The following is a 22,510-nucleotide window of genomic DNA, read 5'->3' on the forward strand; positions in this document are numbered from 1 at the left end:
CGCCGCCCGACCGTCATCCGCGAGCCGCGAGCCGCGAGCCGCGAGCCACGAGCCGCTCGACCGTCATCCGCGAGCCGCGCGCCGGCCGCCCTCACCCGGTGAGCCGCGCGCCGATCTCCCGGACGATCGAGACCAGCAGCTCGACGTCGGCCTCGGTGGTCCGCCAGTTCACGATCGCCGGCCGGAGCGCGGTGATCCCTCGATAGACGGTCGTACCGGCGAAGACGCGCCCGTCCGCGAGCAACTCGGCGCCCAGCCGGGCGTTCAGCGCGTCCAGGTCCGCCACGCCGGGCCGCCGGTAGCGGAAGCACACCACGCACAGTGTGACCGGCGCGAGCAGTTCCAGGTCCGGGGCCTCCTCGACGAGCCGGCCGAGGTGCGCGGCCAGGTCGAGATGGCGCTCCACCATCGCCCGGTGCCCCTCGCGCCCGTACGCGCGCAGCGTCGCCCAGATCGGCAGGGCCCGCGCGCGGCGCGAGGAGTCGGGCCCGAGGAACTGGTAGTTGACGTGCTCATCCCCCTCCCCGGGCAGATAGGGCGCGTCCCACGCCCCGAAGGCCCGGCCCAACAGCGCCGGGTCCCGTACGAACGCGAACCCGCTCTCGTACGGGACGTTCAGCCACTTGTGGCCGTCGCTGATCACGGAGTCGGCCCGCTCGATCCCGCTCACCAGGTGCCGCGTGCGCGGTGACACGGCGGCGAACAGCCCGAACGCGCCGTCCACGTGGAGCCACGCGCCGTGCCGCTGGGCGAGGTCGGCCATCTCGTCGATCGGGTCGAAGTCGCCGGTGTTGACGTCGCCGGCGTTCGCCACGATCACCGCCGGGCCGTCGGCCTCGGCGAGCGCCCGGTCGAGCGCGGTGAGGTCGACGCGGCCGGCGTCGTCCCGGGCGAACCTCCGCACCGTGTCCCGCCCCACGCCGAGCATCTGCAGGGCCTTGCGCGTGCTCACGTGGACGTATCCGCTGGAGAAGACCGGCATCGGCGGCAATCCCGCCAGTCCGTCGGCGGTGACGTTCACGCCGTGCCGCTCCGCCCACCAGAACCGCGCCGCCGACAGCGCCGTGAAGTTCGCGGAGGTGGCGCTGGTGGTGAGCACCCCGCCGTAGGACTCGGGGAGCCCGAACAGGTCCTTCAGCCAGCCCAGGACCACCGTCTCGGCCTGGGTGCCGAGGGGCGAGGCCGCCCAGTTGCCCGGATTCTGGTCGAGGAGCGAGGCGATCCAGTCACCGGCGAGCGCGGCGGGCGTGCTGCCGCCGACGACGAAGTGGAAGAACCGCGGCCCGGCCGAGTGGGTGGCCGCGGAGGTGCCGATCCGCAGCAGGCGCGCGACGCCGTCGACCGTGCCGTCACCCCGTTCGGGCAGCGGACCGCCGAGCCCGCCGAGCAACGCCTCGGAGCCCGGCTCGTTCACCGGCCGGGTCGCCAGGGAGTCCAGGTACGGGACGGCCGCCTCCGCGACCAGTTCGAGGGCCTTCCCGGTCGCGTGGGCGTCGTCGAGTGGGTGCGTCATACGGGTAGCGGAACACGCCGGTTCGCCGCGTGTCGATGGCCAATCCCCGGGCACCGGCCTCACCCGGCGGCCCTCCGGGTCAGCGTTCGCCCGTGCCGTCCAGGGTCAGCAGGGTGTAGGCGGCCATCGTGCAGCCGTCGACGATCTCGCCCTCGCGGATCATCCGCTCCAGGTCCCGGCGCGCGACCCAGCGCTGCGTCATCTCCTGCTCCTCAGGGTCGCGATCGGCCGCCTCTCCCGCAGTCAGGCCGGTGGCGAGGAAGACGTCACAGCGCTGGCTGGTGAACCCCGGGCCGATGGCGAACGACCCGATCCGCTTCAGCGTCTCGGCGCGCAGGCCCGTCTCCTGGACGAGTTCGGCGCGCGCCAGTTCCTCCGTGCTCGTCTCCCGGTCGTCCGGCCAGGTGCCCTGCGGGAACTCCAGCGACCGGCGGGAGAGCGTGTAGCGGTACTGCTCGACGAGGTGGAACCCGTCGTCCTCCATCGGGATGATCAGCGCCGCCGTGGGCTTGTCCACGACGCCGTAGATGCCGGGGGAGCCGTCCGGATGCCGGATGTCGTCCTCGCGGACCGTCATCCACCGGTTCTGATAGACCACGCGACTGGAGACCTGGATCATGCGGTTCAGCGTGCCACAGGGATCCTCACAGGTCGCGGATCAGGTCGATGGTGGCGGTCTCCTCGGGGTCCTCGCGCTCGGTCTCGAGGAACGCCCGGACGCACTCCACGGCGACGTCCGGGGCGAGGCGCTTGAGGCTGAGCGCCAGGACGTTCGCGTCGTTCCACAGGCGGGCGTTCCGCGCGATCCACGGCTCCCAGGCGAGCGCGGCGCGTACGCCGGGGACCTTGTTGGCCGCGATCGACGTGCCGGTGCCGGTCCAGCACATGAGCACGCCGTAGTCGGCCTCGCCGCTCGCCACCGCGCGGCCGGCCTCCCGGGAGAAGTCGGGCCACGAGGGGAGGTCGTCGATGACGCGCAGGTCGGCGACCTCACGCAGGTGCTCCAGCACCGCACGGGTGCAGTCGTTCTCGTCGTCCGCGCCGAAGACCACCTTCATGCCGCCCACCATGCCACGTCCGCGGGAGATCCGGGGACGGCCCGGCTCCCGTGGGCTGGTAGACATTGGGGCGTGACCGAGGACCCCGAGGAGCCCGCCTGGGCGATGCAGCTCGCCCTGCGCATCGAGAAGGCCGCGCCGCCGTCGCACCTGGCGGTCTGCGAGGCGGCCGCCATGGCCGTCGTCCGGTTGCTCACCGATCCGCGCTCGGCGCCGGGCGGGGAGTGGCACGACGCGGTGGCGGCCTGGGAGTCGCGGCGGATCCGCAAGGTGGCGCGACGGGCCCGCGGCGCGCGCTGGGAGGCGCTCGCGGCCCTGCCCGGCGTGCTGGTCGACCATGACGGCGCGCTCGCGCGGGCGTTCGTGCCCGGACCGGTCACGGAGGTGCCGCCGGAGATCTCCAAGCTGCAGGTCGGCGGCACGGACCTGCCACGCGACGACGAGCCGAAACCCCCGCCCGAGCCGCCGTACGCCCTGGTCACCCTCGACCCCGGCGTCGCCATGACCACCGGGAAGTCCGCCGCGCAGTCCGGTCACGCGGCCCAGCTGCTGCTGCGCGCCCGTGGCGCGTGGCCGGGGCTGCGGGTCCGGGTGGTGGAGGCGGACGACTGGGCCCGCAGCGTCGCCGAGGCCGACGTGGCGGTGCGCGACGGCGGCTTCACCGAGGTCGCCCCCGGCACGATGACCGCCGTCGCCCGCCTCATCTCTTAGTCTCCGGTCGGTTCCGCGGTCTCGTTCGGGGAGCGCAGCAGCGCGAACGCGATCAGACCTCCGACGGCCGAGAGCACGGCCAGGACGACCAGCGACAGGCGGAACCCGGCCGTGAGCGCCGCCTCACGGGTCGGCGGATGCGCGTGGCCGAGCAGCGCGCCGGTGTGACTCGCGGCCAGGGAGACGAAGACCGCCACGCCCAGGGCGACGCCCAGTTGGAACGCCGTCTGACGCAGTGCGGCGGCCATTCCCTGCTCACCGCGCGCGACACCGGTCGAGACCGCGACCGTCGTCGCGACCGCGGCCGTGGTGAACGAGAGCCCGATCACCACGAGCCAGGGCAGCAGGGGCGGATAGTACGGCGCGTGGCCCGGGAGCCGGCTCAGTCCGGCGATCGCCACCGCGGAGATCAGGGGCATCCAGGTCAGCACCGAGCGGACGCCCAGCCGGGTGATCAGCGGACCCGCCAGGCGAACCCCGGCGATGAGGCCGGCGACGCCGGTCGGCACGAACGCCAGGCCCGCGCGGAGCGGGCTGTAGTGGTGCGCCTGCTGGAGGAAGAGGCTGCACAGCAGGACGACCGCGCCGTTGAGCGCACCGGTGACCGCCGTCGCGAGGTTCGTGCCGATCAGCCACCTGGAGCGCAGCAGCGACAGGCGGATGAGCGGATCGCGCCGTGATCTCTCGATCAGCACGAAGACGCCGAAAAGGGCGATCGAGGCCACCATGACGCCGACGAAACCGCCTGATGTCCACCCGTGGCCGGACCCGTACGTGGGCGCCCACACCAGCAGGGCGGCAGCGGACGTGACGAGGACGGCGCCGAGGACGTCGGGCGCCCGGCGGCCGCCCACCGGGGTGATGCCGGGGATCGACCGTACGGTCAGCGCGGCGGCGAGGACCGCGATCGGCACGTTGATGAGGAACACGCTGCGCCACCCCACGGTCTGTGCGAGCACCCCGCCGAGGATCTGCCCGGCGACGAAGCCCAGCGACGTGGCGGCGCCGAAGACACCCAGCGCCCGGTTGCGCGCGGCGCCTTCGGGAAACGTCGTGGTCAGCAGCGCCAGCGCCGAGGGCGCCAGGAGCGCGGCGCTCGCACCCTGCGCGACGCGGGCGATGACCAGGAACGCCGGGGAGATCGCCAGACCGCAGGCCAGTGAGGTCACACCGAAGGCGAGCAGGCCGGTGACGAAGATCCGGCGGTGGCCGAACAGGTCACAGAGCCGGCCTCCCAGGATCAGCAGGCCGCCGAAGGCGGTGGCGTACGCGGTGATCACGCCCTCGGCGCCGAGGGCGGTGAAGCCCAGCGAGTTCTGGATGGTCGGCAGCGCCACGTTGATGATCGAGGAGTCGAAGATCACCATGAACTGGGCCGTCACCATGAGCGCGAGAACGAGGCCCGTGCCTCCCCCGCGGGGAGGAGCGGTCCGCGTCGGAGCGGTGGCGGAGGGGCGCGGCGGAGTCTTCTCCTCGTAGGTGCTCACCGCGCGTCGCCGCCGAGGTCCGTGGCGTCCCCGGACGCCACGGCGTCGCGTACATCGCCGTTTCGTGCACGACGTCCTAAGTCCGCGGCCTTCGCGCGCAGGCGCACCGGGTCAGGGCCGGGGGAGGGGGACACGTCATGGCCTGCGGCGGCGAACAGCCGCGCGGCGTCGCCGCCGATCCGGCCGGCACCGATGACACCGATCTTCATGCTGCCTCACTCGGGGGGAATGCTTGGGCCAAAGCTTTTGGCCGCGAGCGTACACTATCGTCATGTCAGATCCCGGCTCGGCGATGAGTGGTCCGCACGACTCGGTGGACCGGCTGCTGGCGGGCTGGGCGGCGGTGCGACCCGACCTCGACCTCTCGCCCGTGGCGATCGTCGCGCGGCTCGGACGGCTCCGCCAGATCTTCGACACCGAGCTCGCGGCGACCTACTCCGAGTACGGTCTCAACGGCGCGGACTTCTACGCACTCGTGACGCTCCGCCGCCTCGATCGGCCCGGCGGCGTCTCCCAGCGCCGGTTGATGCGGGAGCTGAATCTCAGCTCCGGCACGGTCAGCGTCCGCGTGGAGCGCCTGGTGGAGCGGGGGCTCGTCACCCGGTCACCGGACACGCGAGACCGGCGCAACAGCCTGGTCAGGCTCACCGACGCGGGCCGGTCGCTCTTCGAGCGCGTCACTCCGGCGCACGTCGCCACCGAGAACCGCCTCCTCGCGGCGCTCGGCGAGGACGAGCGGGACGCGCTCGCCGCGCTTCTGCGTCGGCTCCTCATCTCGTTCGAGGGCTGGACGACCGACGAGACGTTCCCGCGCCTGGGGCTGACCCTCGCCCCCGCCCATGTCACGGTGAAGATCCGCGGCAGCGTCGGGCTGCCCGAGACCCTCGGGCTCCTCGTCCGCGCGGTCGAGCCGGAGAGCCGCGCCGACCACGCCGGCCTCAGGACCGGGGACGTCCTCGTCCTCGCCGACGGCCGGCCGTTGCGCTCGGTAACCACGCTGTACACGGCCGTCAGCCGTGGCCGTGACGCCGGGAAGCTGACGCTCTCGGCCGTACGCGGGGCCGATGCCGAGTTCGAGGCGGTCCTGGATCTGCATCCCGGATCCACCGACGAGCGGCCGCCGGGCCGCGCCATCGGCGGCGAGGCGACCTATCTCGTCTGACCCCCTCTGGCCGTTCGCCGCCGGCCCTGGACCGCGCCCAGCAGGTAGCCGTCGCTCACGGCCGACTCCTTGCCGGTGTCGACCAGCTTCCCGAACAGGGCCGGGCCGAAGATGCCGCCCACCGCCGTGCCGACCGCGTAGAACGAGGCGATCGCCATGGCGCGGGTCTCCATCGGGAAGATCTCCGAGCCGGTCAGGTACGCGGAGCTGGCGCCCGCCGAGGCGAAGAAGAACACGATCACCCAGCAGATCGTCAGGGTCGTCGCGGACAGGTGCCCGCCGCGGAAGAGCAGCGCCGTGCCGATCAGCAGTACCCCGGAGACGATGTAGGTCCCGGAGATCATGATCTTGCGGCCGAGACGGTCGAACAGCCGGCTCAAGATGAATGCGCCGAAGAAGTTGCCCAGCCCGATCGGCACCAGGTACCAGCCGGTCCGGTCGTCGGGCACCTTGAAGAACTTCGACAGCACCAGCGCGTACGTGAAGAAGACGGCGTTGTAGAGGAACGCCTGGCCGATGAACAGGGCCAGCCCCAGGACGGTCCGCCGGGGGTACAGCTTCACGGCCGTCCGGACGATGTCCCCGAAGCCCACCGTCCGCCGCTGCCGGATCTCGATGCTGTCGTCGGGCTCGTCGAGCTTCTCGCCGCTCTCCTCCGAGACGGTCCGCTCGATGTCGCGGACGATCCTCTCGGCCTCGTCGTCTCGGCCGTGGATGAACAGCCAGCGCGGGCTCTCCGGCACCATCCGCCGTACGAACAGGATGCCCACGCCCAGCAGCGCGCCGATCCCGAACAGCAGCCGCCAGCCCACGTCCTTCGGCAGCACCGAGGCGTTGAGCACGGGCACGGACATGAGCGCGGCGAACGTCGTTCCCAGCCAGAACGAGCCGTTGACCACCACGTCGACGGTGCCGCGCAGCCGCGCGGGGATCAATTCGTCGACGGCCGAATTCACCGCGGCGTACTCTCCGCCGATCCCCGTCCCGGTGATGATCCGGCAGGCGTAGAACCAGATCGGATTGAATGAGAAGGCGGTCGCCACGGTGGCCAGCAGATAGACCCCGAGCGTTATCAGAAACAGTTTCTTGCGCCCGAACCGGTCCGTCAGATAGCCGAAGAACAAGGCGCCGGCGCAGGCCCCCGCGACGTAACAGGCGGCTCCGAGGCCGACCTGGGAGTCGGTCAGCCCGAGGCCCCCGGCCTTGTCCGTCAGGCGGGGCCCGATGACGCCCACCACGTTCACCTCGAGGCCGTCGAGGATCCAAACGGTCCCCAGCCCGAGGAGGATCAGCCAATGCCAGCGTGCCCAGGGAAGTCGATCGAGCCGTGCGGGGATGTTGGTCTCGATCGTTCTGCCGTTTTTCATGCCGGGCTTTCTCCCCTATAGAGCTGTTTTATGCATATCCGTGCCGCGACCAGCGCCGATGCGGGAACGGATTAGGCCGAGCCCGGCCGGGTAGCGCTTGAACATGCGCATCGTGGTCACCGGAGCGACCGGAAATGTCGGGACAAGCGTGGTCGAGGCGCTCGGCCGGGATCCGGGTGTCGACTCGGTCCTGGGGCTGGCACGGCGCGAACCCGACTGGACGGCCCCGAAGACCGAATGGGCGGCCGCCGACGTCGCGACGGCCGACCTCGTGCCCCTCTTCCGCGGCGCCGACGCGGTCGTCCACCTGGCGTGGGCGTTCCACCCGACCCATGACTCCGCGGCGACCTGGCGGACCAACGTCATCGGGAGCACGCGCGTCTTCGACGCCGTCGCCTCGGCGGGCGTCCCCGCGCTGGTGTACGCATCGTCGGTGGGGGCGTACTCCCCGGGCCCCAAGGACCGCGCCGTCGACGAGTCCTGGCCCACGCACGGCTGGCCCGGCGCCTCGTACACGCGGGAGAAGGCCTACCTCGAGCGCGTGCTGGACGCCTTCGAGGGCGCCCACCCGGACCGCCGGGTCGTACGCCTGCGGCCGGGGTTCATCTTCAAGCGGGAGGCCGCGCAGGAACAGCGCCGGATCTTCGGCGGCCCGCTGGTGCCGAACGTCTCGGCCGGGATGCTGCCGGTCCTGCCCGACATCCCGGGCCTGCGCTTCCAGACGGTGCACACCACCGACGTCGCCGAGGCGTACCGCCTGGCCGTGCTGGGCGACGCGCGCGGGCCGTTCAACATCGCCGCCGATCCCGTCGTGGGCACCGAGGAACTGGCCGAACTGCTCGGAGCCCGGCGCGTCCGGGTCCCGGCCACGGTCGTACGCGGAGTGATCTGGGCGGGCTGGCAGCTCAACCTGGTGCCGGCCTCACCCGGCCTGTTCGACGCCGTGATCCGGCTCCCGATCATGGACACCGGCCGGGCGCGCCGTGACCTGGGCTGGACGCCGGAGCATTCGTCGCTGGACGCGCTGCGCGAGTTCCTCACGGGCCTCCGCGAGGGCGCGGGCTTCTCGACGCCGCCCCTGACGTCACACCCGCGCGGCGGTCGGCTCCGCGAACTGCTGACCAGCCGCCGCTGACGGAGCCGCCGGTGGCGTCACCGCTCCAGCGCGGCGCGGGTGGCCGTGCGTCAGGCCGGACCCGGTTCCGCCGCCGTGGGTGGGGCGGTGGCCTCACCGCCCTGGTGCGGCCGGCCCCGCGGCGCGGGCGGCGGACAGTTCCTCGATGAGACGGCCGAGCGCCGCCGGGGGAGCGGCCGCGCGGTCCCGGGCGGCCCGCCGGCCCTCCTCGGACAGGCACCAGGCCCAGGCCGCGTCGAACTCCCGCGCGCCCGCGCTCGCGGGCAGCACCGGCCACTCCCAGACGCCGGCCTGCGCCGACACCTTGCCGCCGCCGTCGACCGGATCGACGGCGAGTGCCGGCACCCCGGCGCGCAGGGCGAGGACCAGCCCGTGCAGCCGGGTGGTCACCACGACGTCGAGCCGCCGCACCACCGCGACGAACTGGTCGGCGGTGGAGCACAGCCGCCAGTCGCGCGGATCGAGCCGGGTGTCGAAGGGGAGGGCCGCGCAGTCGCGCTCGCCGAGCCAGCCGGTCAGCCGCGCGGCGACGTCGTCGTGGCGGCGGCGGGCACCGTACTCTCCCTGCCCCAGCGCCAGGACGACCCCGGCGACCGGCGGGGCGTCCTCCGGCACCCCCGCCAGGTCGCGGCCCGGCTCGCCCAGCCCGTCGCGGGCCAGCACGCGGTGGAAGCCGGTGACGGCCGGGTCGGCCGGATCGATCACCGACACGCCGACCGCGACCCGATGGCAGTGCGGGAACCGCTCGTGCAGGTTCCGGACCTGCTCGCCGTGGACCGGCCCGCACACGAAGACGAGATGGGTGTAGCGCGCCGGATCGGCCTCCTCCAACGACATCGCGCCGGGCCGGAACACCGGACTCCACGCCTCGTCGTACGGGATGCCGGCCCGCGCCAGCGCAGCGGCCACGGTGTCCAGGGCCAGGGCGTCCCCGGCCGTCACCTCTCCATGGACGAAGCTGAACCATCCGGTCACCAGTACGCGCATGAGTCACCCCTGCCCGTCGGCCCGGGTTCAGAACCGGCCGTGCGTGCCCGCACTGTGAGTCGGCCGACGTGCCGAACGCCCGGTGACCGCGAGCGCGGACCGGAATCGGAAGGGGCGGATCACCGGTCTGGGGCGGCTTTCGCCGAGCGATCCGTATTCCGACGGCCGGAGGAATCGGAGCGGAGACAGCTGACTCTCAGTAAGCCGTCGCTATAGTCGCATATGTGTCGTTCATCTCGCATTTGTACTTCGGTGAGCTCGGAGAATGGTGCGCCGAACGAATGCCCGGGACCGGCGAGGTCGCCCAGCGGCTGGCGATGGAGACCAGGGGACGGCCCGCCGTACGGCCGGCCGGACGGGTCGGGAGACGGCACTGGGCCCAGGTGGACCGGGCCTTCGCGGTGCGGACGGCCACGCTGGTGCAGGCCGCCCCACCGTATTCGGCGCTGTACGGACTCGTGCGAATCGGCGTCGCGGGCCGGGACTGGGCGCACCGGCAGGCCGGGCGGTATCCGACGCATATTCGCCTCGGCGCGGCCGAACGCCAGAGGGCGCTCGATCTGCGGCCGACGTTCACCGGCTGGACGGACATCGCGGCCGAGCACGGCGTGAATGCGTATGTCGCCGCGGACGGATCCGCGCAATACGCGAGATTCTCCTATTCTGCGGCCGAGCCAGTGCTCGATGACTTGTTCGACAGGATTCGCGCGTATTTCGCCACACACGCGCCCTTCGGGCAGGTCGGAGCGGAGAAGGGCCTCGCCCGGCTGTGCTGGCTGCTGGCGATGTTCGCGTACGTCTTCCGGAACGACCCCATCGACCAGCCCTTCTTCGGCCTCTTCCGGGAGAGGGTGCCGACCGTCGAGGAGCTGCACGGCGCGGCGGACGAGGCCGTCGTGACCGAACTGGTGGAACTCGTGCGCTGCCTGCACACCTCCGGCGGTCTGGAGGAGATGCGGCGCCTGGCGGGGCATCCGCCGCCGGGGCGGCCGTGGGGCATCGCCTGGCCGATGTTCGGCGCGCATTGGGACGACAACGACATCCTGGTCGGCGGCCCGGACGGCGCGACGCTCATCGACGTCACCTCCGTCCTGAAGGTCAACGACGCGCGCCGGTCGCGGCGCTGGATATGGCGGCTCGTCGGCTCCGCCTGGCTCGACACCGCCGACGCCTACCGGATCCGGAACGTCGCCGTCTACCTGGCCCGCTACGGCGTGCTGACGGCCTGGCCGCTGGCCGACCTGGTCGAGGAACTGCTCGGTGGCGAGGATCCCGAACGCGCCCGCCGCGAGTTCCTCGACCTGGTGGCCCGACTACGGGACACGGCCCCCGCCGCGTCACCGTAGGCGGGCCTTCCCGGTGTCCGCCCGGCCGGCAGGGGCGTGATCCGCTTCGCTCCGGCCGCCGTCATCGGCATTCGGGCCGTCAGCGGTTCCGGTCGAGCATCGTCTCGTCGGCGTTCGGCTCCGCGTCGTCCGACGGCTCGGCGGCGCGCGGGCGCATGGGCGTGGCGCGCGGGTCGAGGGGGACGTCGCCCCTCGTCAGGTCGCTGTCGTCCGTGGCCCGATCCTCGTCGGCGGACGTCTCGCCATCGGACTCGCTCTCTGCCCTCTGGAGGTCCCGCCGGGTCGCGTCGCTCGGGATCCGGTAGCCGTCCCGGCGCGTGACGTCGCTCTCCGAGACTTCGCTTCTCGGGGCCTCGGTCTTCGGATGGGCGTCGTTCTCCGATACCTCGGCCTTGGGGCGGGCGCCGTCCGATTTCCCGGCCTGCTCGCCGTCGGTGCCCGGCCTGCGCACCCTGAGGTCCCGGCGGGTGACGTCGCCGCTCGGCGGCCCGGAGACCGGCTTCGGCGCGGGCGCCACCTCCGCCCGGGTCGCGGAGGGGTCCGCCGCCGGGAGGGCGGCCGGGGGATCCTGCGGCGACACGCGAGTGGCCGGGGCGTCCTGCGGCGGTGCCGGGGTCGCCGGGCGTTCCGGCGGTGACGCGAGGGTCGCCGAGGGGTGCGGCGGCGGCGCGAAGGCGAACGAAGGGTCCTTCGCCGGCGCGACGGTGGCCGAGGGCTCCGGCGGCGCTTCCGGGGTCGGGAGGGAGGTCGGCGCCGGGGTCAGGGGCGCGAGCGCGAGGTGCGCGGGGGAGGGCGCCGCATCCGGGTCGCCCGAAGCGGCGGAGGTGCGCGTGGCCGCGCTCCACCGGTAGGTGACCGCCAGCAGCACGGCGAAGGCCAGCAGGAACACGCCGTGCTCGACGAGCCGGGACGTGTCACCGGAGACGCCGGCCACGATGGCCAGCGCCAGGGACTCCACCGACCACCCGGCGAGGGCGACCAGCAGCCACACGTCGCGGCGGCGGCTCACGGCGAGGACCGCCGCGAGGGTGAGCAGCAGTTCACCGACGGCGGACGCGCCCAGCAGGGCCGTCACCGTGCCGTCGCCGGCGCCGAGCAGCCGGGCGGCGTCCCGATGGCGACCGGACCAGTCGAGCAGCGAAGCGATCCGGGTGGCGCCGAAGACGACCAGGAATACGGCCACCGGGTAGTGCAGGCGATGCCAGCCGGCCTTCTTGGCCGGTGACCGTGATCCTGCGTCGAGTTCCATTTATGCCCCTCTTCCTCTACCGCCGTCTATGACGTGCGCGCGGCCCGTGGAGTTGGCGGCACGGCGGAATATCCCGGCGAAAGGTTCCTACTGCGAGCATGCCGGTCGGGATGGGAAACCTGCCACCGGAACGGACCTTCCTCACCCCTCGCAGGTTTGCGTTCGGCAAGTTCATGCGTGTTCGGTGCTGCGCATTGCGCGGCGCCGTACCACGTGGGAATGCTGACCCTCGGTCGGGACGGATCCGTTCCAGGAGGGGTGATCCCAGCGTGTCGAACGAGACCGCCGCCTTAGCGCGGACACGCATCCAATATCTCGAACGCCTCGGCGACGAGCTCCGCGGGCGGGGCTTCGCCGTACGGCTGACGGTTCCACGGGTCGGACCACCGAGCCTGCATGTGGTGAACCCACAGGTGTCGGTTCTCGCCGAGCACATCCTCGCCGAGAACTCCGACGACGGCTGGTGGTACTGGTGGTCGTGGGCCGAGCGGATCGCACGCGTCGATGATCTCGACGATGCCGTCGAACGCGTACTGCGGGTGCTCGCGACAACGGGCGAGCACGACTGAGGAGTGACGGTGCTGGAGGCGACCGACGGCCTCCAGCGCCGGCCGTTCAGGCTCGGGGCAGGCCGAGGGTGCGCTCGGCGATGATGTTCCGCTGGATCTCGCTGGACCCGGCGTAGATGGTGTCGGCGCGGCTGAAGAGATAGAGCCGCTGCAGGTCCGACAGCTCGTACGGTCCGGCCTCCGCGATCAGGGCCTCGTCGCCGAGGGCTGTCACGGCCAGCTCGCCGAGCCGCCGGTGCCACTCCGACCAGTACAGCTTGGCGATCGACACCTCCGGGCCGGGTTCGCCGGCCGCGAGGGACGACATGGTGCGCAGCGCGTTGAGACGCATGATCTCCAGCTCGATCCACGACTGGACGAGCCGGTCGCGGAACACCGGGTCCCGGGCCGCGCCGGTGCGCCGGGCCGCCGTGACGACCTGCTCGAACTCCCGGCGGAAGCCGATCTGCTGGCCGAGCGTCGAGGCGCCGCGCTCGTAGCCGAGCGTGGCGAGGGCGACGCGCCAGCCGTCGCCGGGAGCGCCGAGGATGTCGGCCGCGTCCGTGCGGGCGCCGTCGAAGAAGACCTCGTTGAACTCGCTGGTCCCGGTGAGCTGGACGATCGGGCGTACCTCCACACCCGGCCGGCGCATCGGCACGAGCAGGTACGACAGGCCGTGGTGGCGCTTTGAACCCGGCTCCGTACGGCAGAGGACGAAGCACCAGTCCGCCAGGTGCGCGAGGGAGGTCCAGACCTTCTGCCCGGTGATCACCCACTCGCCGCCGCGCAGTTCCGCGCGGGTCTGCACGTTGGCCAGGTCGGAGCCGGCCTCGGGTTCGGAGTAGCCCTGGCACCACAACGCGTCGCCGTACCGGATCGGCGGCAGGAACCGGCGGCGCTGCTCCTCGGTGCCGAACTCGATGATCGTGGGCCCGATCAGGCCCTCGCCGATGTGGCCGACGCGGTGGGGGGCGTTCGCGCGGGCGTACTCCTCGTGGAAGACGACCTGCTGCTCCAGCGTCGCGTCGCGCCCGCCGTACGCCCCGGGCCAGCCGAGACAGGTCCAGCCCGCCTCGCCGAGCCGTCGTTCCCAGGCGCGGCGCAGGTCGAAGCCCTCATGCTCGCGGCCGGGCCCGCCGAGCCCGCGGGCGTCGGCGAACTCGCCGGTCAGGTTCGCCTCGAGCCAGCCGCGGACCTCGGCGCGGAAGCCGGTGTCCATCAGCCCTCGAAGCGGCCGTAGGCACCCTTGTAGAAGACGAGCGGATCACCGTCGTGGTGCTTGTCGAGATGGTGCACCTGGGCGACGACGATGACGTGGTCGCCGGCGACGTACTCCGCCTCGACGGAGCACTCCAGCCAGGCGAGCGCGCCGTGGATGACGGGGCTGCCGCCGGGCGATTCGGTCCACTCCAGGCCGGCGAACTTGTCCACGCCCTTCGTGGCCAGCTGCAGGCAGACCTCGCGCTGCGGCGCGGAGAGGATGTTGACGCAGTGCCGGTCGGCGTCCCGGAGCCGGGGCCAGGTGGAGCTGGTGTGGGCGACGCAGAAGGAGACGAGCGGCGGGTCCAGCGACACGGAGGTGAACGAGTTGGCCGCCAGGCCGGTGGGCAGGCCGGTCTCGGGGTCGATGGCGGTGATGGCGACCACACCGGTGGCGAACCGGCCGAGGATGGTGCGAAAGCGCATCTTGTCGATGTCGGCGACCGGCTCGGTCGTTGCCGGACGGGCTGCTCCGTTGGCCGGGGCGGGCGCGCGCCGTGGCGTGTTCTGGCCGGAGGATCGTGCGGCCGGACCCCGGGGGATCGGCGTGGCGGCGGTCGCGCCGTCGGGCATGACCGGATCCTTTCTCTTAGCCAAGCGCTTGCTTGGACGATAGGCGGCGGCCTCGTGAGGTGTCAAGTTGACCCGCCACCGCCCCTGCTCCACGTCAATCAGTAAAGCGCCGCCACAACCCCCACATTCCGGGCGGACCCCGAAATCCGCCCAAAGTCCTAGGTCCTCGTCTCCGGAGGGCTGAACCGGACGTTGTCCCTGAATCGGCCGGTGGCCTGCGGATTCATCCTCTGATCATTGACATCCCGGCCGGATGGCCTCTACCGTCCAAGAGATTTGACCGAGCGCTTGGTGGGTAAGGACGGCGGCGCATGGGGTTGCGGGATCGGGCGGCGATCGCCGGGGTCGGGTACACGCCGTTCAGCAAGGACTCCGGCGTCTCCACGCTCACCCTCGCCATCGACGCGATCCTCGCCGCGCTCGACGACGCCGGACTGAGCGTCGACGACGTCGACGCGCTGGCCACCCACCGCGTCGGCGACTCGACGCCGCCCTGGGTGGTGGCCCCGGCGCTGGGCATCCCCGAGGTGAGCTGGTATCTCGACCAGTTCGGCGGGGGAAGCGTCTCGCACGCGGTGATCGGGCAGGCGGCCATGGCGGTGGCCACGGGCGTCGCCCGCACGGTCGTCTGCTACCGCGCGATCAACGCGCGCTCGGAGTTCCGCATGGGCGGCACCGGGCGCGGCGTCGCACCGGTGTACGACGCGCAGTACCAGGCCCCGTACGGCTACTTCGCGCCGCCGCAGCAGTTCGCCATGTTCACCCGGGCGCACATGCTCAAGTACGGGACGACGCACGAGCAGCTCGGCTCCATCGCGGTCGGTCAGCGCGCCAACGCCGCGAAGAACCCGCAGGCCCTCAAGCGCGACCCGATCACGATCGAGGACTACCTGGCCTCGCGGTGGATCGCCGAGCCGCTCCGCCTGCTCGACTGCTGCCTGGAGACGGACGGGGCCTGCGCGGTCGTCGTCACCTCCGCCGAGCGCGCCCGTGACCTCGCCGCCCCGCCGGTCCTGATCTCCGGCGCCGTCTGGGGCGGGGGCGACAGCTTCCTCTCCGGCCAGGGCGGCGACTTCACCGTCTCGGAGGCCGCGCGGATCGCGCCCCGGCTGTACGCCATGGCAGGCGTCGGCCCGGAGGACATCGACGTCGCCGAGCTGTACGACTGCTTCACCTACTCGGTGCTCGTCCAGCTGGAGGACTACGGGTTCTGTGCCAAGGGCGAGGGCGGCCCGTACGCCGCCTCCGGTGCGATCCGGCCGGACGGGGCGCTGCCGGTCAACACCCATGGCGGCTTCCTCTCGGAGGGGTACGTGCACGGCATCAACCACGTCGCCGAGGCCGTCGCGCAGTTGCGCGGCACCGCCGGCGACCGCCAGGTGAGCGGCGCTGAGGTGGCGCTGTCCACGGCCCAGCCCGGCTACGTCCTCGCCGGCACCTCGGCGCTCATCCTCCGGGCCGATCGATGAGCCTGGGCGAGCGGCCGAGGCCGCAGGTCGATCGCGACTCCGCGCCGTGGTGGGAGGCGGTACGCCGGCACGAACTGCTCGTCCAGGAGTGCGTCGACTGCGGGACGCTCCGCTTCCCGCCCCGCGCGATCTGCGGCCGCTGCCGGTCCCGGCGGAGCGGCTGGGCGCCGGTCCGGGGGACCGGCCGCGTCGCGAGCTGGATCGTGAACCATCAGGTCTTCATGCGCGCCTTCGCGGACGAGGTGCCGTACGCCGTGCTGCACGTGCGGCTCGACGAGGCCGACGACCTGTTCATGTACGGCGACCTGGCCGGCGCGGACCCCGCCGACGTGACGCCGGGCATGCCGGTCCAGGCGGTCTTCACGGACATCGACGACGATCTGACGCTCGTACGCTGGCGGCCCCGCTGAGACGTAATCGTCACGCCGACGCGACGCTTTTCGCCGGGTCTGTGTGTCGCATTGAGGCCGATCCGGTATTTTCGTCAACGGCCTGTGCCACCGCACGCCTCCCAGCTCGCAGGCGTCAGCCGACCGCGACGCGTCTCATATCGCCCCGCTTCCCCGTAGCCCAGGAGGCTGCTTGTTCTTCGGCATCATCCTCGCGTTGATCGCGACGGTCCTGTACAACGCCGGCTTCGTCCTGGAGAAGCGGGCGTTGCGCGACCTGCCTCCGATCAGCGCGCACCGGGTGGGCCACCTCGTCCGTGTCCTGTGCGGCAGCCGGGCCTGGGTGACCGGCTTCCTCGTCATGGGGATGGGGTTGCTCTGCCAGCTCGGTGTGATGTCGCTGGTCCCGCTCAGCGTGGGGCAGCCGATCCAGCTCGCCGGCCTCGCGCTCCTGGTGGTCTTCTCCGCGGTGTTCCTCGGCGAGCGCACCACGCCCCGCGAGTGGACCGGGCTCGGCGTGCTGGCGCTGTCGCTGCTGCTGGTCTGCCTGTCGATGGAGCCCACCCGCCTGGGCCTGCGCGCGGACACGGGCGTGCTGCTGGCCGTCTCGGCCGGTACGGTCGTCGTCGCCATGGGCGCGTTCCTCGCCGCGATGCGCTCGGGGCGGCGCACCGGCCGGCCGGTGCCCGGGGTGCTGTACGGCGCCGCCGCCGGCCTGCTGTACGGCGCCGGCGCGCTGCAGACCAAGGGTGTCGCCGGCTTCCTCGCCGACCATGCGGGCGGGATCGTCGGCCGCACGCTCGCCTCGCCCTATCCGTACCTGTACGTCCTGATGTCGGGCGCGGGTCTGGTGCTGTTCCAGACCGGCCTGCAGCGGGGCCGCGCCTCGATCGTGGTTCCCGTCTCCAGCGTCGTCGGCAGCGTGTACACCGTCATGGCCGGCACGGCGGTCTTCGGCGAGCCCCTGCCGGAGGATCCCGTACGCCTCGTGCTGCGGTCGGCCGGGTTCGCGGCCTCGATCGTCGTCGTGGTGCTGATGCCCCGGCACGACGAGGAACCCGTCGAGGTGCTCGGCGCCCCGGCCCTCGTGACCTCCGACCAGGCGGGCTGAGACCTCAGCGGGCCCGCGCGCGCAGCGCCCGCTTGTCGACCTTGCCGTTGGCGTTCGCGGGCAGGGAGTCGACGAGCGTGACGTGCCGGGGGACCTTGTAGTTCGCCATGTGCGCGCGCGCCCAGGCGACGATCTCGGCCGGTTCCACGGGCGCCGAGGGGACCACGAACGCCCACCCGACCTCGCCCAGCGTCCCGTCGGGCACCGCGACGACCGCGGCCTGGGCGACCGCCGGGTGGTGCAGGAGCAGCGCCTCGATCTCCGCCGGGTACGCGTTGAACCCCCCGACGATGAACATGTCCTTCTTCCGGTCGACGATCGCGAGGTTACCCCGCGCGTCGAGGGCGCCGACGTCCCCGGTGTGCAGCCACCCCTCGGCGTCCACGGCCTCGGCCGTGCGCACGGGGTCGTCCCAGTACCCGCGCATCACGCCGTACCCGCCGACGAGGATCTCTCCGCGCTCGCCGGCCGGCAGGTCCTTCCCGTCGTCGTCCACGACCCGGACCGTCACGCCCGGCACCGGACGCCCCGTGGTGGCGGCGATCACCTCGACCGGGTCCTCGGCGCGGGTCATCGACACGACGGTGCCCTCCATCAGTCCGTACGCGTTGATCATCCGGTCCAGTCCGACCCGTTCGATCAGCCGCCGGATCAGCTCCGGCGGCACCGCCGCCGCCCCGCAGATCGCGACCCGCAGCGAGGACACGTCGCGGCCGTCGACCTCCTCCAGGATCCGGTGGAACAGCGTCGGAGGCCCCGCCAGCACGCTGACCCGCTCCCGTTCGATCAAATCCAGCAGCGCGTCCGGCGCGAACACCGAGATCGGCATCATCGTCGCCCGCTTCAGCACGCAGGCCAGCAGCCCGGCGTTGATCCCGAAACCGTGGGAGAACGGCGCAATGATCGGGTAGCGGTCGCCCGCGCGCAGCGTGACGATCGACGCCCAGTCCCAGTAGCCGCGCAGCAGCTGCGCGTGATGCAGCATGACGCCCTTCGGCCGGCCGGTCGTGCCCGACGTGGCCATGATCTCGCCGAGGTCGTCCGGGCCGACCGCCAGCGCGCGGTCCTCGGCGCCCGTGACGCGCTCACCGCCCGCGAGCAGGTCCTCGTACGCGAGGACCGGCGGGGGCGCGCCGGTCCCGGGGAGCGTGACGACGTGCCGCAGCTCCGGCAGGTCGCCGTACGGCCGCCCGCCGACCGGTCCGCCGCAGATCTCCTCCAGCGCGCCGACGTAGGAGAACCCGAGGAACCCCTCGTCGACGAACAGGACCCGCGCGCCGGTCCGGCGCAGCAGGGCGGCGGCCTCGATCCCGCGGAACCGGGTCGACAGCGGCGTGACGATCGCCCCGGCGTCCCAGACGCCGTACGCGATGACCACCCAGGCCGCGGAGTTCGGCGCCCACACGGCGACACGGTCGCCCGGCTCGACGCCGAGGGCGATCAGCCCGCGGGCCACCCGCGCGGCCTCCTCACGGAGCGCGCGCAGCGTCAGCGTCGTGCCGCCGTCCACGATCACGACGTCGCCGGGATGGCGTGCCGTCCGGTCGCGCAGCATCCGCGGGATCGTTCCCCAGTCCGGCACCGGTTCCATGACACGCGCCTCCGCTCCTGTGGGGTGGGGAACGGCCTGTCGTCACACCGTGACGGCCGCCCTGTCCCGGCCCAGGTGGTGTCCGCGCAGATCGGTCACCGTTCCGGGCCGGGACTCCTCCGCGACGTCCTCCTCGACGACGACGTCGATGGCGACCGGCGTGATCGCGACGAGGGCCTGGTGGATGCGCGACCGCCACATCGGGTTCTTCACGAGCGTCGCGCGGTTGAACGTGACGTGCAGCGCGGCGGCGTCGAGCGTGCCGGCGCGGGAGACCCGCAGGTCCCAGTGGGCGATGCCGTCGATCCGGGCCAGGGCCGCGGTCACCCGCGGGATCGAGAGCCACCGCCCCCGCACGAGGAGGTGCTCGCCGACGGTGTGGTCCGGCGCGGGGATCCCCGTGCCCCCGGTCAGGCGCACGACCTGCCCGGTGCGCAGCGTCGCGCCGCCCAGCGTCGAGTGCCAGGCGGGGGTGACCACGATCTCCGCTGCTCCGGCCTCGTACGGCGGTTCGAGCAGCACGTCCTTGCCGACCGGCGCGACGCCCAGCAGCCCGTCGCGGGCCGGGGTGTACGCGGTGTCGCGCGCGGAGCGGTGCGCCGTCGGCAGGCCGAAGAACGGGTCGACGTACAGCTCGCCGACCTCGGCCTCGAACTCGGACGCCAGCTGCGTGTACGTGCCCGGCGACGGGATCTCCCCGGCGAGCAGGATCCGGCGCAGGCCGAGGTCGAGCGGGTCGAGGAGGAACTCCAGGTGCAGCCGGGCGAGCAGGTCCATCGCGCCCGTGGGCGTCGCGATCAGCGTGGTCGCCCGTACCGCCTCCAGGGCGTGGTGCAGGCGGAGGCGGCCGCGCGGCCCGGGCGCGGCGGCGGCCCGGGCGACCTCGGCGCACGCCCGGGCGATCAGGGTGCCGGTCGCCTCGCCGTCGTTGTTCAGCGCGACCACCACCCGGTCGGCCGGGCCGACACCGGCGGCGCGCAGCGTCGTCGTCGCCAGGTCCAGCGCCGCCGCGCGGTCCCCGGCGGTCAGCGGCAGGACCACGTCGGCCTCGGGAGAGACCAGCAGCAGCCCTGCCGCGTCGCGGGCGGCCGGGAGGGCGTCGCGGGCGGTCCAGTTCATGTCCCGGGTCACCCCATCACCTCGTCCATGAACAGCCGCATCGACGCGGTCACGTGTTCGCCGGCCAGGCCACCGACCTGGGCCTGGAGGATCAGGTCGGTGGCCCCGGCGGCCTGGATGCGCTCGACGGCCTTGCGGGAGCCCTCGACGTCGTCCACGACCACCATGTGGTGCTCGCGGAGGGTCTCCATCGCCTCCTCGGGCGGCAGCCCGGCGGCGAGCTGGCCCAGCACCCGGTGGGTGGCGTGCCGGGCGTCGTAGTAGTCCGGGGGAGTGACGAGGTTCACCTGGCGCCGGATGTACCAGAGGATGGCGTCGGCGGCCGTCGAGACGGCCTCGTCCTTCGATGGCGCGACGTGCCAGGGGATCATCAGCGCGATCCGCCGGGTCTCCGGGTCGAATCCGCTGCTCGCCAGGCACCTCTTGTACTCGGCGATGTCCTCGGCGACGTCGTCGAGGCCCTTGAGCATCGTCATGCCGAGCAGGTTGTAGCCCTTGCGGGCCGCGGCGAGGTAGCCGTCCAGGGAGGTCGAGGCGACCCAGACCGGCGGGTGGGGCTCCTGCACCGGGCGCGGGTAGACCGCGACGTCCGGCACCTCGAAGAACTGGTTCGACCTGGACACCGGCTCGCCGTCGGCGGTCCAGATGGCCAGCACCGCCTCCAGAGTGTCCTCCCAGATCCGCCGGGACTGCTCGAAGGGCCGCTGGAACGCCTGGTACTCCAGTGGGGACGCCCCGCGCCCGGTGCCGAACTCCACCCGCCCGCCGCTGAGAACGTCGAGGGTGGCGACCCGCTCGGCGGTGCGCACGGGGTGCTGGAACGGCAGCAGGACGACGCCCAGGCCCAGGTGGATCCGTTCGGTCCGCTGTGAGCAGGCCGCCAGGACGAGGTCGGGCGCGGAGGAGTGCGAGAACCCGCGCGTGAAGTGGTGCTCCACGAACCACGCCGTGTCGTAGCCGAGGCGGTCGGCCAGGACGACCTGGTCGATGACGTTCTGGAAGGCCCGCCGCTCGACCTCGCGGGTGCGCCCGCGCACCTCGAGCTCGTAACCCACGCTGACCCGTAGGGACATCACGCCTCCGGCGGTGTGCTCCGAATGACCAAGCGCTCGCTTGGGAAGCGTAGCAGCGAGATCGCACGGCAACAAGGCGTGTACGGCCGACCGGGCGGGCTCCCGTTGATCGGAAGGCCCGGTCGGGGGCGCTCGGCTGGAGGGCGGGCGGTACGGATCAGGCGGACTCGGCGGAGTCGGGCGCCGGGACGGGGGCCGCCGCGCCGACCGGCATCAGCGCGGCCGGCGGCGACGTCTCCACATCGCCGAGCGCCCCCCACCCGCGAGTCCGCGGCAGGTCCTCGTCACCGAGCCTGATCGCCAGCCACGCGAGCCAACCGGCGCCGATGACGCCCCAGAAGGACGCGAGCCGGTAGAGCGCCACCGCCGTACCCGCCGGGACGGCCTGCGCGCCGAACGCGACCAGCGACGCGGTCAGGCTCGCCTCGATCGCGCCGAGCCCGCCCGGCAGCAGGGGGACGACACTGCCGGCGGCCTGGGCGGCGTAGTAGGCGAGTGCCGCGGCGTACAGCGGCGTGTGCACGCCCACCGCCCGCCCGGCGGCCGCCAGGGAGAGGATGTCGAAGGACCAGTTCAGGACGGCCATCAGGCCGAGGACGCCCCAGTCGAGAGTGCTCAGGCGCAGCGCGCCGCGGCCCTGCCACATCTCGGTGAGCGGCGCCGCGAGCCGGTGCCGCAGCAGCGGCCCGAACACGCGCAGCGCCAGGCGGTTCATCGCGTCCCGCCGCCATCGCCACAGCAGGGCGACCGCGCACAGGCCACCCGCCAGGGCCGCCAGGCCGGTGATCGCCATGGACCGGGAGTGCGGCTCGGCCACCAGGGCGGTCAGGCCCACGACGGCGTACCCGAGGTTCATCACCACGCCGCCCACGACGATCACGGCCGTCGCCAGCCGTGGCGTCGCCCCGGCACGGCGGAACCGGCGGAACGTGAACGCCACGCTGACCGCCGGGCCGACCGGGAGGGTGGTCGACAGCGCGTTGCCCGCGTAAGTGATCTGCAGCGCCCGGGACAGCGGCAGCCGGACGCCGCCCGCCCGCAGCAACCGCCGCTGCACCCGCGTGAACATCGACATCGACGCCAGCTGCGTGAGGACCATGACGACCAGCCACCGGGGATCAGCGCCCGTCGCGACGGACCACAGCGCACCCGCGTCGGGCAGGCTCCCGCGGAACGCCCAGGCCGAGACGCCGACCGCCCCGAGCATCGCCGCGCGTCCCGCCCAGCGCGGCCATCGACGGCGCGCCGGCGGGCGCGGCCCGGGCGGGGGGTCGCCGGGCCTCGGGGGGACATCGCTCACAGGGGGGCACCTCACGGGGGGAGTCATGGAGCCAACGAGCCGCGCGCGGGCCGGCATTCCCC

General features: G+C 72.9%; 22 protein-coding genes. 8 read left to right on the forward strand and 14 right to left on the reverse strand.

What is annotated here, in order from left to right:
* Window positions 1–91: 91 nt before the first annotated feature.
* The 3 genes from NDW01_RS39395 to NDW01_RS39405 form a co-directional block, all read right to left on the reverse strand.
* Window positions 92–1,513 carry a pyridoxal phosphate-dependent decarboxylase family protein gene (locus NDW01_RS39395; RefSeq protein ID WP_252829635.1) on the reverse strand — a complete coding sequence of 474 codons (1,422 nt, stop codon included), beginning with the start codon at window positions 1,511–1,513 and terminating at the stop codon, window positions 92–94.
* A 79-nt stretch (window positions 1,514–1,592) separates the two neighbouring features.
* Window positions 1,593–2,132 carry an NUDIX domain-containing protein gene (locus tag NDW01_RS39400; RefSeq protein WP_252829636.1) on the reverse strand — a complete coding sequence of 180 codons (540 nt, stop codon included), beginning with the start codon at window positions 2,130–2,132 and terminating at the stop codon, window positions 1,593–1,595.
* A 25-nt stretch (window positions 2,133–2,157) separates the two neighbouring features.
* Entirely contained in the window at window positions 2,158–2,571 is a 414-nt protein-coding gene (locus NDW01_RS39405; protein WP_252829637.1) for an RpiB/LacA/LacB family sugar-phosphate isomerase, read from the reverse strand.
* Between the two features lie 72 nt (window positions 2,572–2,643).
* Here NDW01_RS39405 and NDW01_RS39410 point away from each other — a divergent pair, with 72 nt between their 5' ends.
* Complete coding sequence (locus tag NDW01_RS39410) at window positions 2,644–3,282, forward strand: hypothetical protein (protein ID WP_252829638.1); 639 nt, start codon at window positions 2,644–2,646, stop codon at window positions 3,280–3,282.
* Here NDW01_RS39410 and NDW01_RS39415 read toward each other — a convergent pair.
* Window positions 3,279–4,769 carry an MFS transporter gene (locus tag NDW01_RS39415; protein WP_252829639.1) on the reverse strand — a complete coding sequence of 497 codons (1,491 nt, stop codon included), beginning with the start codon at window positions 4,767–4,769 and terminating at the stop codon, window positions 3,279–3,281. The genes NDW01_RS39410 and NDW01_RS39415 overlap by 4 nt on opposite strands.
* Window positions 4,766–4,978 carry an NAD(P)-binding domain-containing protein gene (locus NDW01_RS39420; protein ID WP_252829640.1) on the reverse strand — a complete coding sequence of 71 codons (213 nt, stop codon included), beginning with the start codon at window positions 4,976–4,978 and terminating at the stop codon, window positions 4,766–4,768. Before NDW01_RS39420 ends, NDW01_RS39415 begins: the two co-directional genes overlap by 4 nt.
* 62 nt (window positions 4,979–5,040) lie before the next feature.
* Between NDW01_RS39420 and NDW01_RS39425 the strand changes: the two genes are divergently transcribed.
* On the forward strand, window positions 5,041–5,931 hold the full coding sequence (locus NDW01_RS39425; RefSeq protein ID WP_252829641.1) for a MarR family transcriptional regulator: 891 nt from the start codon (window positions 5,041–5,043) through the stop codon (window positions 5,929–5,931).
* Here NDW01_RS39425 and NDW01_RS39430 read toward each other — a convergent pair.
* Window positions 5,919–7,298 (reverse strand): MFS transporter, encoded by a 1,380-nt coding sequence (locus NDW01_RS39430; RefSeq protein WP_252829642.1) that lies wholly within the window; start codon window positions 7,296–7,298, stop codon window positions 5,919–5,921. The two genes, NDW01_RS39425 and NDW01_RS39430, sit on opposite strands and share 13 nt — an antisense overlap.
* A gap of 103 nt (window positions 7,299–7,401) precedes the next feature.
* Between NDW01_RS39430 and NDW01_RS39435 the strand changes: the two genes are divergently transcribed.
* Window positions 7,402–8,433 (forward strand): SDR family oxidoreductase, encoded by a 1,032-nt coding sequence (locus tag NDW01_RS39435; RefSeq protein ID WP_252829643.1) that lies wholly within the window; start codon window positions 7,402–7,404, stop codon window positions 8,431–8,433.
* 93 nt (window positions 8,434–8,526) lie between these two features.
* Here the strand turns inward: NDW01_RS39435 and NDW01_RS39440 are convergent, their stop codons facing one another.
* Entirely contained in the window at window positions 8,527–9,420 is an 894-nt protein-coding gene (locus NDW01_RS39440) for a polysaccharide pyruvyl transferase family protein (RefSeq protein ID WP_252829644.1), read from the reverse strand.
* Between the two features lie 224 nt (window positions 9,421–9,644).
* Here NDW01_RS39440 and NDW01_RS39445 point away from each other — a divergent pair, with 224 nt between their 5' ends.
* Window positions 9,645–10,766, forward strand: coding sequence for a hypothetical protein (locus NDW01_RS39445; protein ID WP_252829672.1), 1,122 nt, complete (start codon window positions 9,645–9,647; stop codon window positions 10,764–10,766).
* 79 nt (window positions 10,767–10,845) lie between these two features.
* Here NDW01_RS39445 and NDW01_RS39450 read toward each other — a convergent pair whose 3' ends face one another.
* The gene (locus NDW01_RS39450) at window positions 10,846–12,015 is read right to left on the reverse strand and encodes a hypothetical protein (RefSeq protein WP_252829646.1); all 1,170 of its coding nucleotides are present in this window, start codon (window positions 12,013–12,015) and stop codon (window positions 10,846–10,848) included.
* Between the two features lie 269 nt (window positions 12,016–12,284).
* Here NDW01_RS39450 and NDW01_RS39455 point away from each other — a divergent pair, with 269 nt between their 5' ends.
* Window positions 12,285–12,584, forward strand: coding sequence for a hypothetical protein (locus NDW01_RS39455; RefSeq protein ID WP_252776638.1), 300 nt, complete (start codon window positions 12,285–12,287; stop codon window positions 12,582–12,584).
* Between the two features lie 46 nt (window positions 12,585–12,630).
* On the opposite strand, the gene NDW01_RS39460 is transcribed toward NDW01_RS39455, so the two are convergent.
* Together NDW01_RS39460 and NDW01_RS39465 are read right to left on the reverse strand one after the other, a co-directional pair.
* Complete coding sequence (locus NDW01_RS39460) at window positions 12,631–13,782, reverse strand: acyl-CoA dehydrogenase family protein (RefSeq protein WP_252829648.1); 1,152 nt, start codon at window positions 13,780–13,782, stop codon at window positions 12,631–12,633.
* On the reverse strand, window positions 13,782–14,396 hold the full coding sequence (locus NDW01_RS39465) for a flavin reductase family protein (RefSeq protein ID WP_406567804.1): 615 nt from the start codon (window positions 14,394–14,396) through the stop codon (window positions 13,782–13,784). Before NDW01_RS39465 ends, NDW01_RS39460 begins: the two co-directional genes overlap by 1 nt.
* Before the next feature lie 311 nt (window positions 14,397–14,707).
* Here NDW01_RS39465 and NDW01_RS39470 point away from each other — a divergent pair, with 311 nt between their 5' ends.
* From NDW01_RS39470 to NDW01_RS39480, 3 genes are all read left to right on the forward strand, one after another.
* The gene (locus tag NDW01_RS39470) at window positions 14,708–15,865 is read left to right on the forward strand and encodes a thiolase C-terminal domain-containing protein (RefSeq protein ID WP_252829649.1); all 1,158 of its coding nucleotides are present in this window, start codon (window positions 14,708–14,710) and stop codon (window positions 15,863–15,865) included.
* Window positions 15,862–16,275, forward strand: a complete 414-nt coding sequence (locus NDW01_RS39475) for a Zn-ribbon domain-containing OB-fold protein (protein ID WP_252829651.1) — start codon at window positions 15,862–15,864, stop codon at window positions 16,273–16,275. Before NDW01_RS39470 ends, NDW01_RS39475 begins: the two co-directional genes overlap by 4 nt.
* Before the next feature lie 172 nt (window positions 16,276–16,447).
* Window positions 16,448–17,365 carry a DMT family protein gene (locus tag NDW01_RS39480; protein ID WP_252776647.1) on the forward strand — a complete coding sequence of 306 codons (918 nt, stop codon included), beginning with the start codon at window positions 16,448–16,450 and terminating at the stop codon, window positions 17,363–17,365.
* Window positions 17,366–17,369: 4 nt separating this feature from the next.
* Here the strand turns inward: NDW01_RS39480 and NDW01_RS39485 are convergent, their stop codons facing one another.
* The 4 genes from NDW01_RS39485 to NDW01_RS39500 all read right to left on the reverse strand — a co-directional run bounded on the left by NDW01_RS39485 (window position 17,370) and on the right by NDW01_RS39500 (window position 22,448).
* Window positions 17,370–18,956, reverse strand: coding sequence for an AMP-binding protein (locus NDW01_RS39485; RefSeq protein ID WP_252829653.1), 1,587 nt, complete (start codon window positions 18,954–18,956; stop codon window positions 17,370–17,372).
* Window positions 18,957–18,998: 42 nt separating this feature from the next.
* Complete coding sequence (locus NDW01_RS39490; protein WP_252829656.1) at window positions 18,999–20,087, reverse strand: phenylacetate--CoA ligase family protein; 1,089 nt, start codon at window positions 20,085–20,087, stop codon at window positions 18,999–19,001.
* Window positions 20,084–21,151 (reverse strand): LLM class flavin-dependent oxidoreductase, encoded by a 1,068-nt coding sequence (locus NDW01_RS39495; RefSeq protein WP_252829658.1) that lies wholly within the window; start codon window positions 21,149–21,151, stop codon window positions 20,084–20,086. Before NDW01_RS39495 ends, NDW01_RS39490 begins: the two co-directional genes overlap by 4 nt.
* A 154-nt stretch (window positions 21,152–21,305) precedes the next feature.
* On the reverse strand, window positions 21,306–22,448 hold the full coding sequence (locus tag NDW01_RS39500; protein ID WP_252829659.1) for a lysylphosphatidylglycerol synthase transmembrane domain-containing protein: 1,143 nt from the start codon (window positions 22,446–22,448) through the stop codon (window positions 21,306–21,308).
* Window positions 22,449–22,510: the final 62 nt, after the last annotated feature.

The organism is Actinoallomurus soli (assembly GCF_024055715.1).
Classification (GTDB): domain Bacteria; phylum Actinomycetota; class Actinomycetes; order Streptosporangiales; family Streptosporangiaceae; genus Actinoallomurus; species Actinoallomurus soli.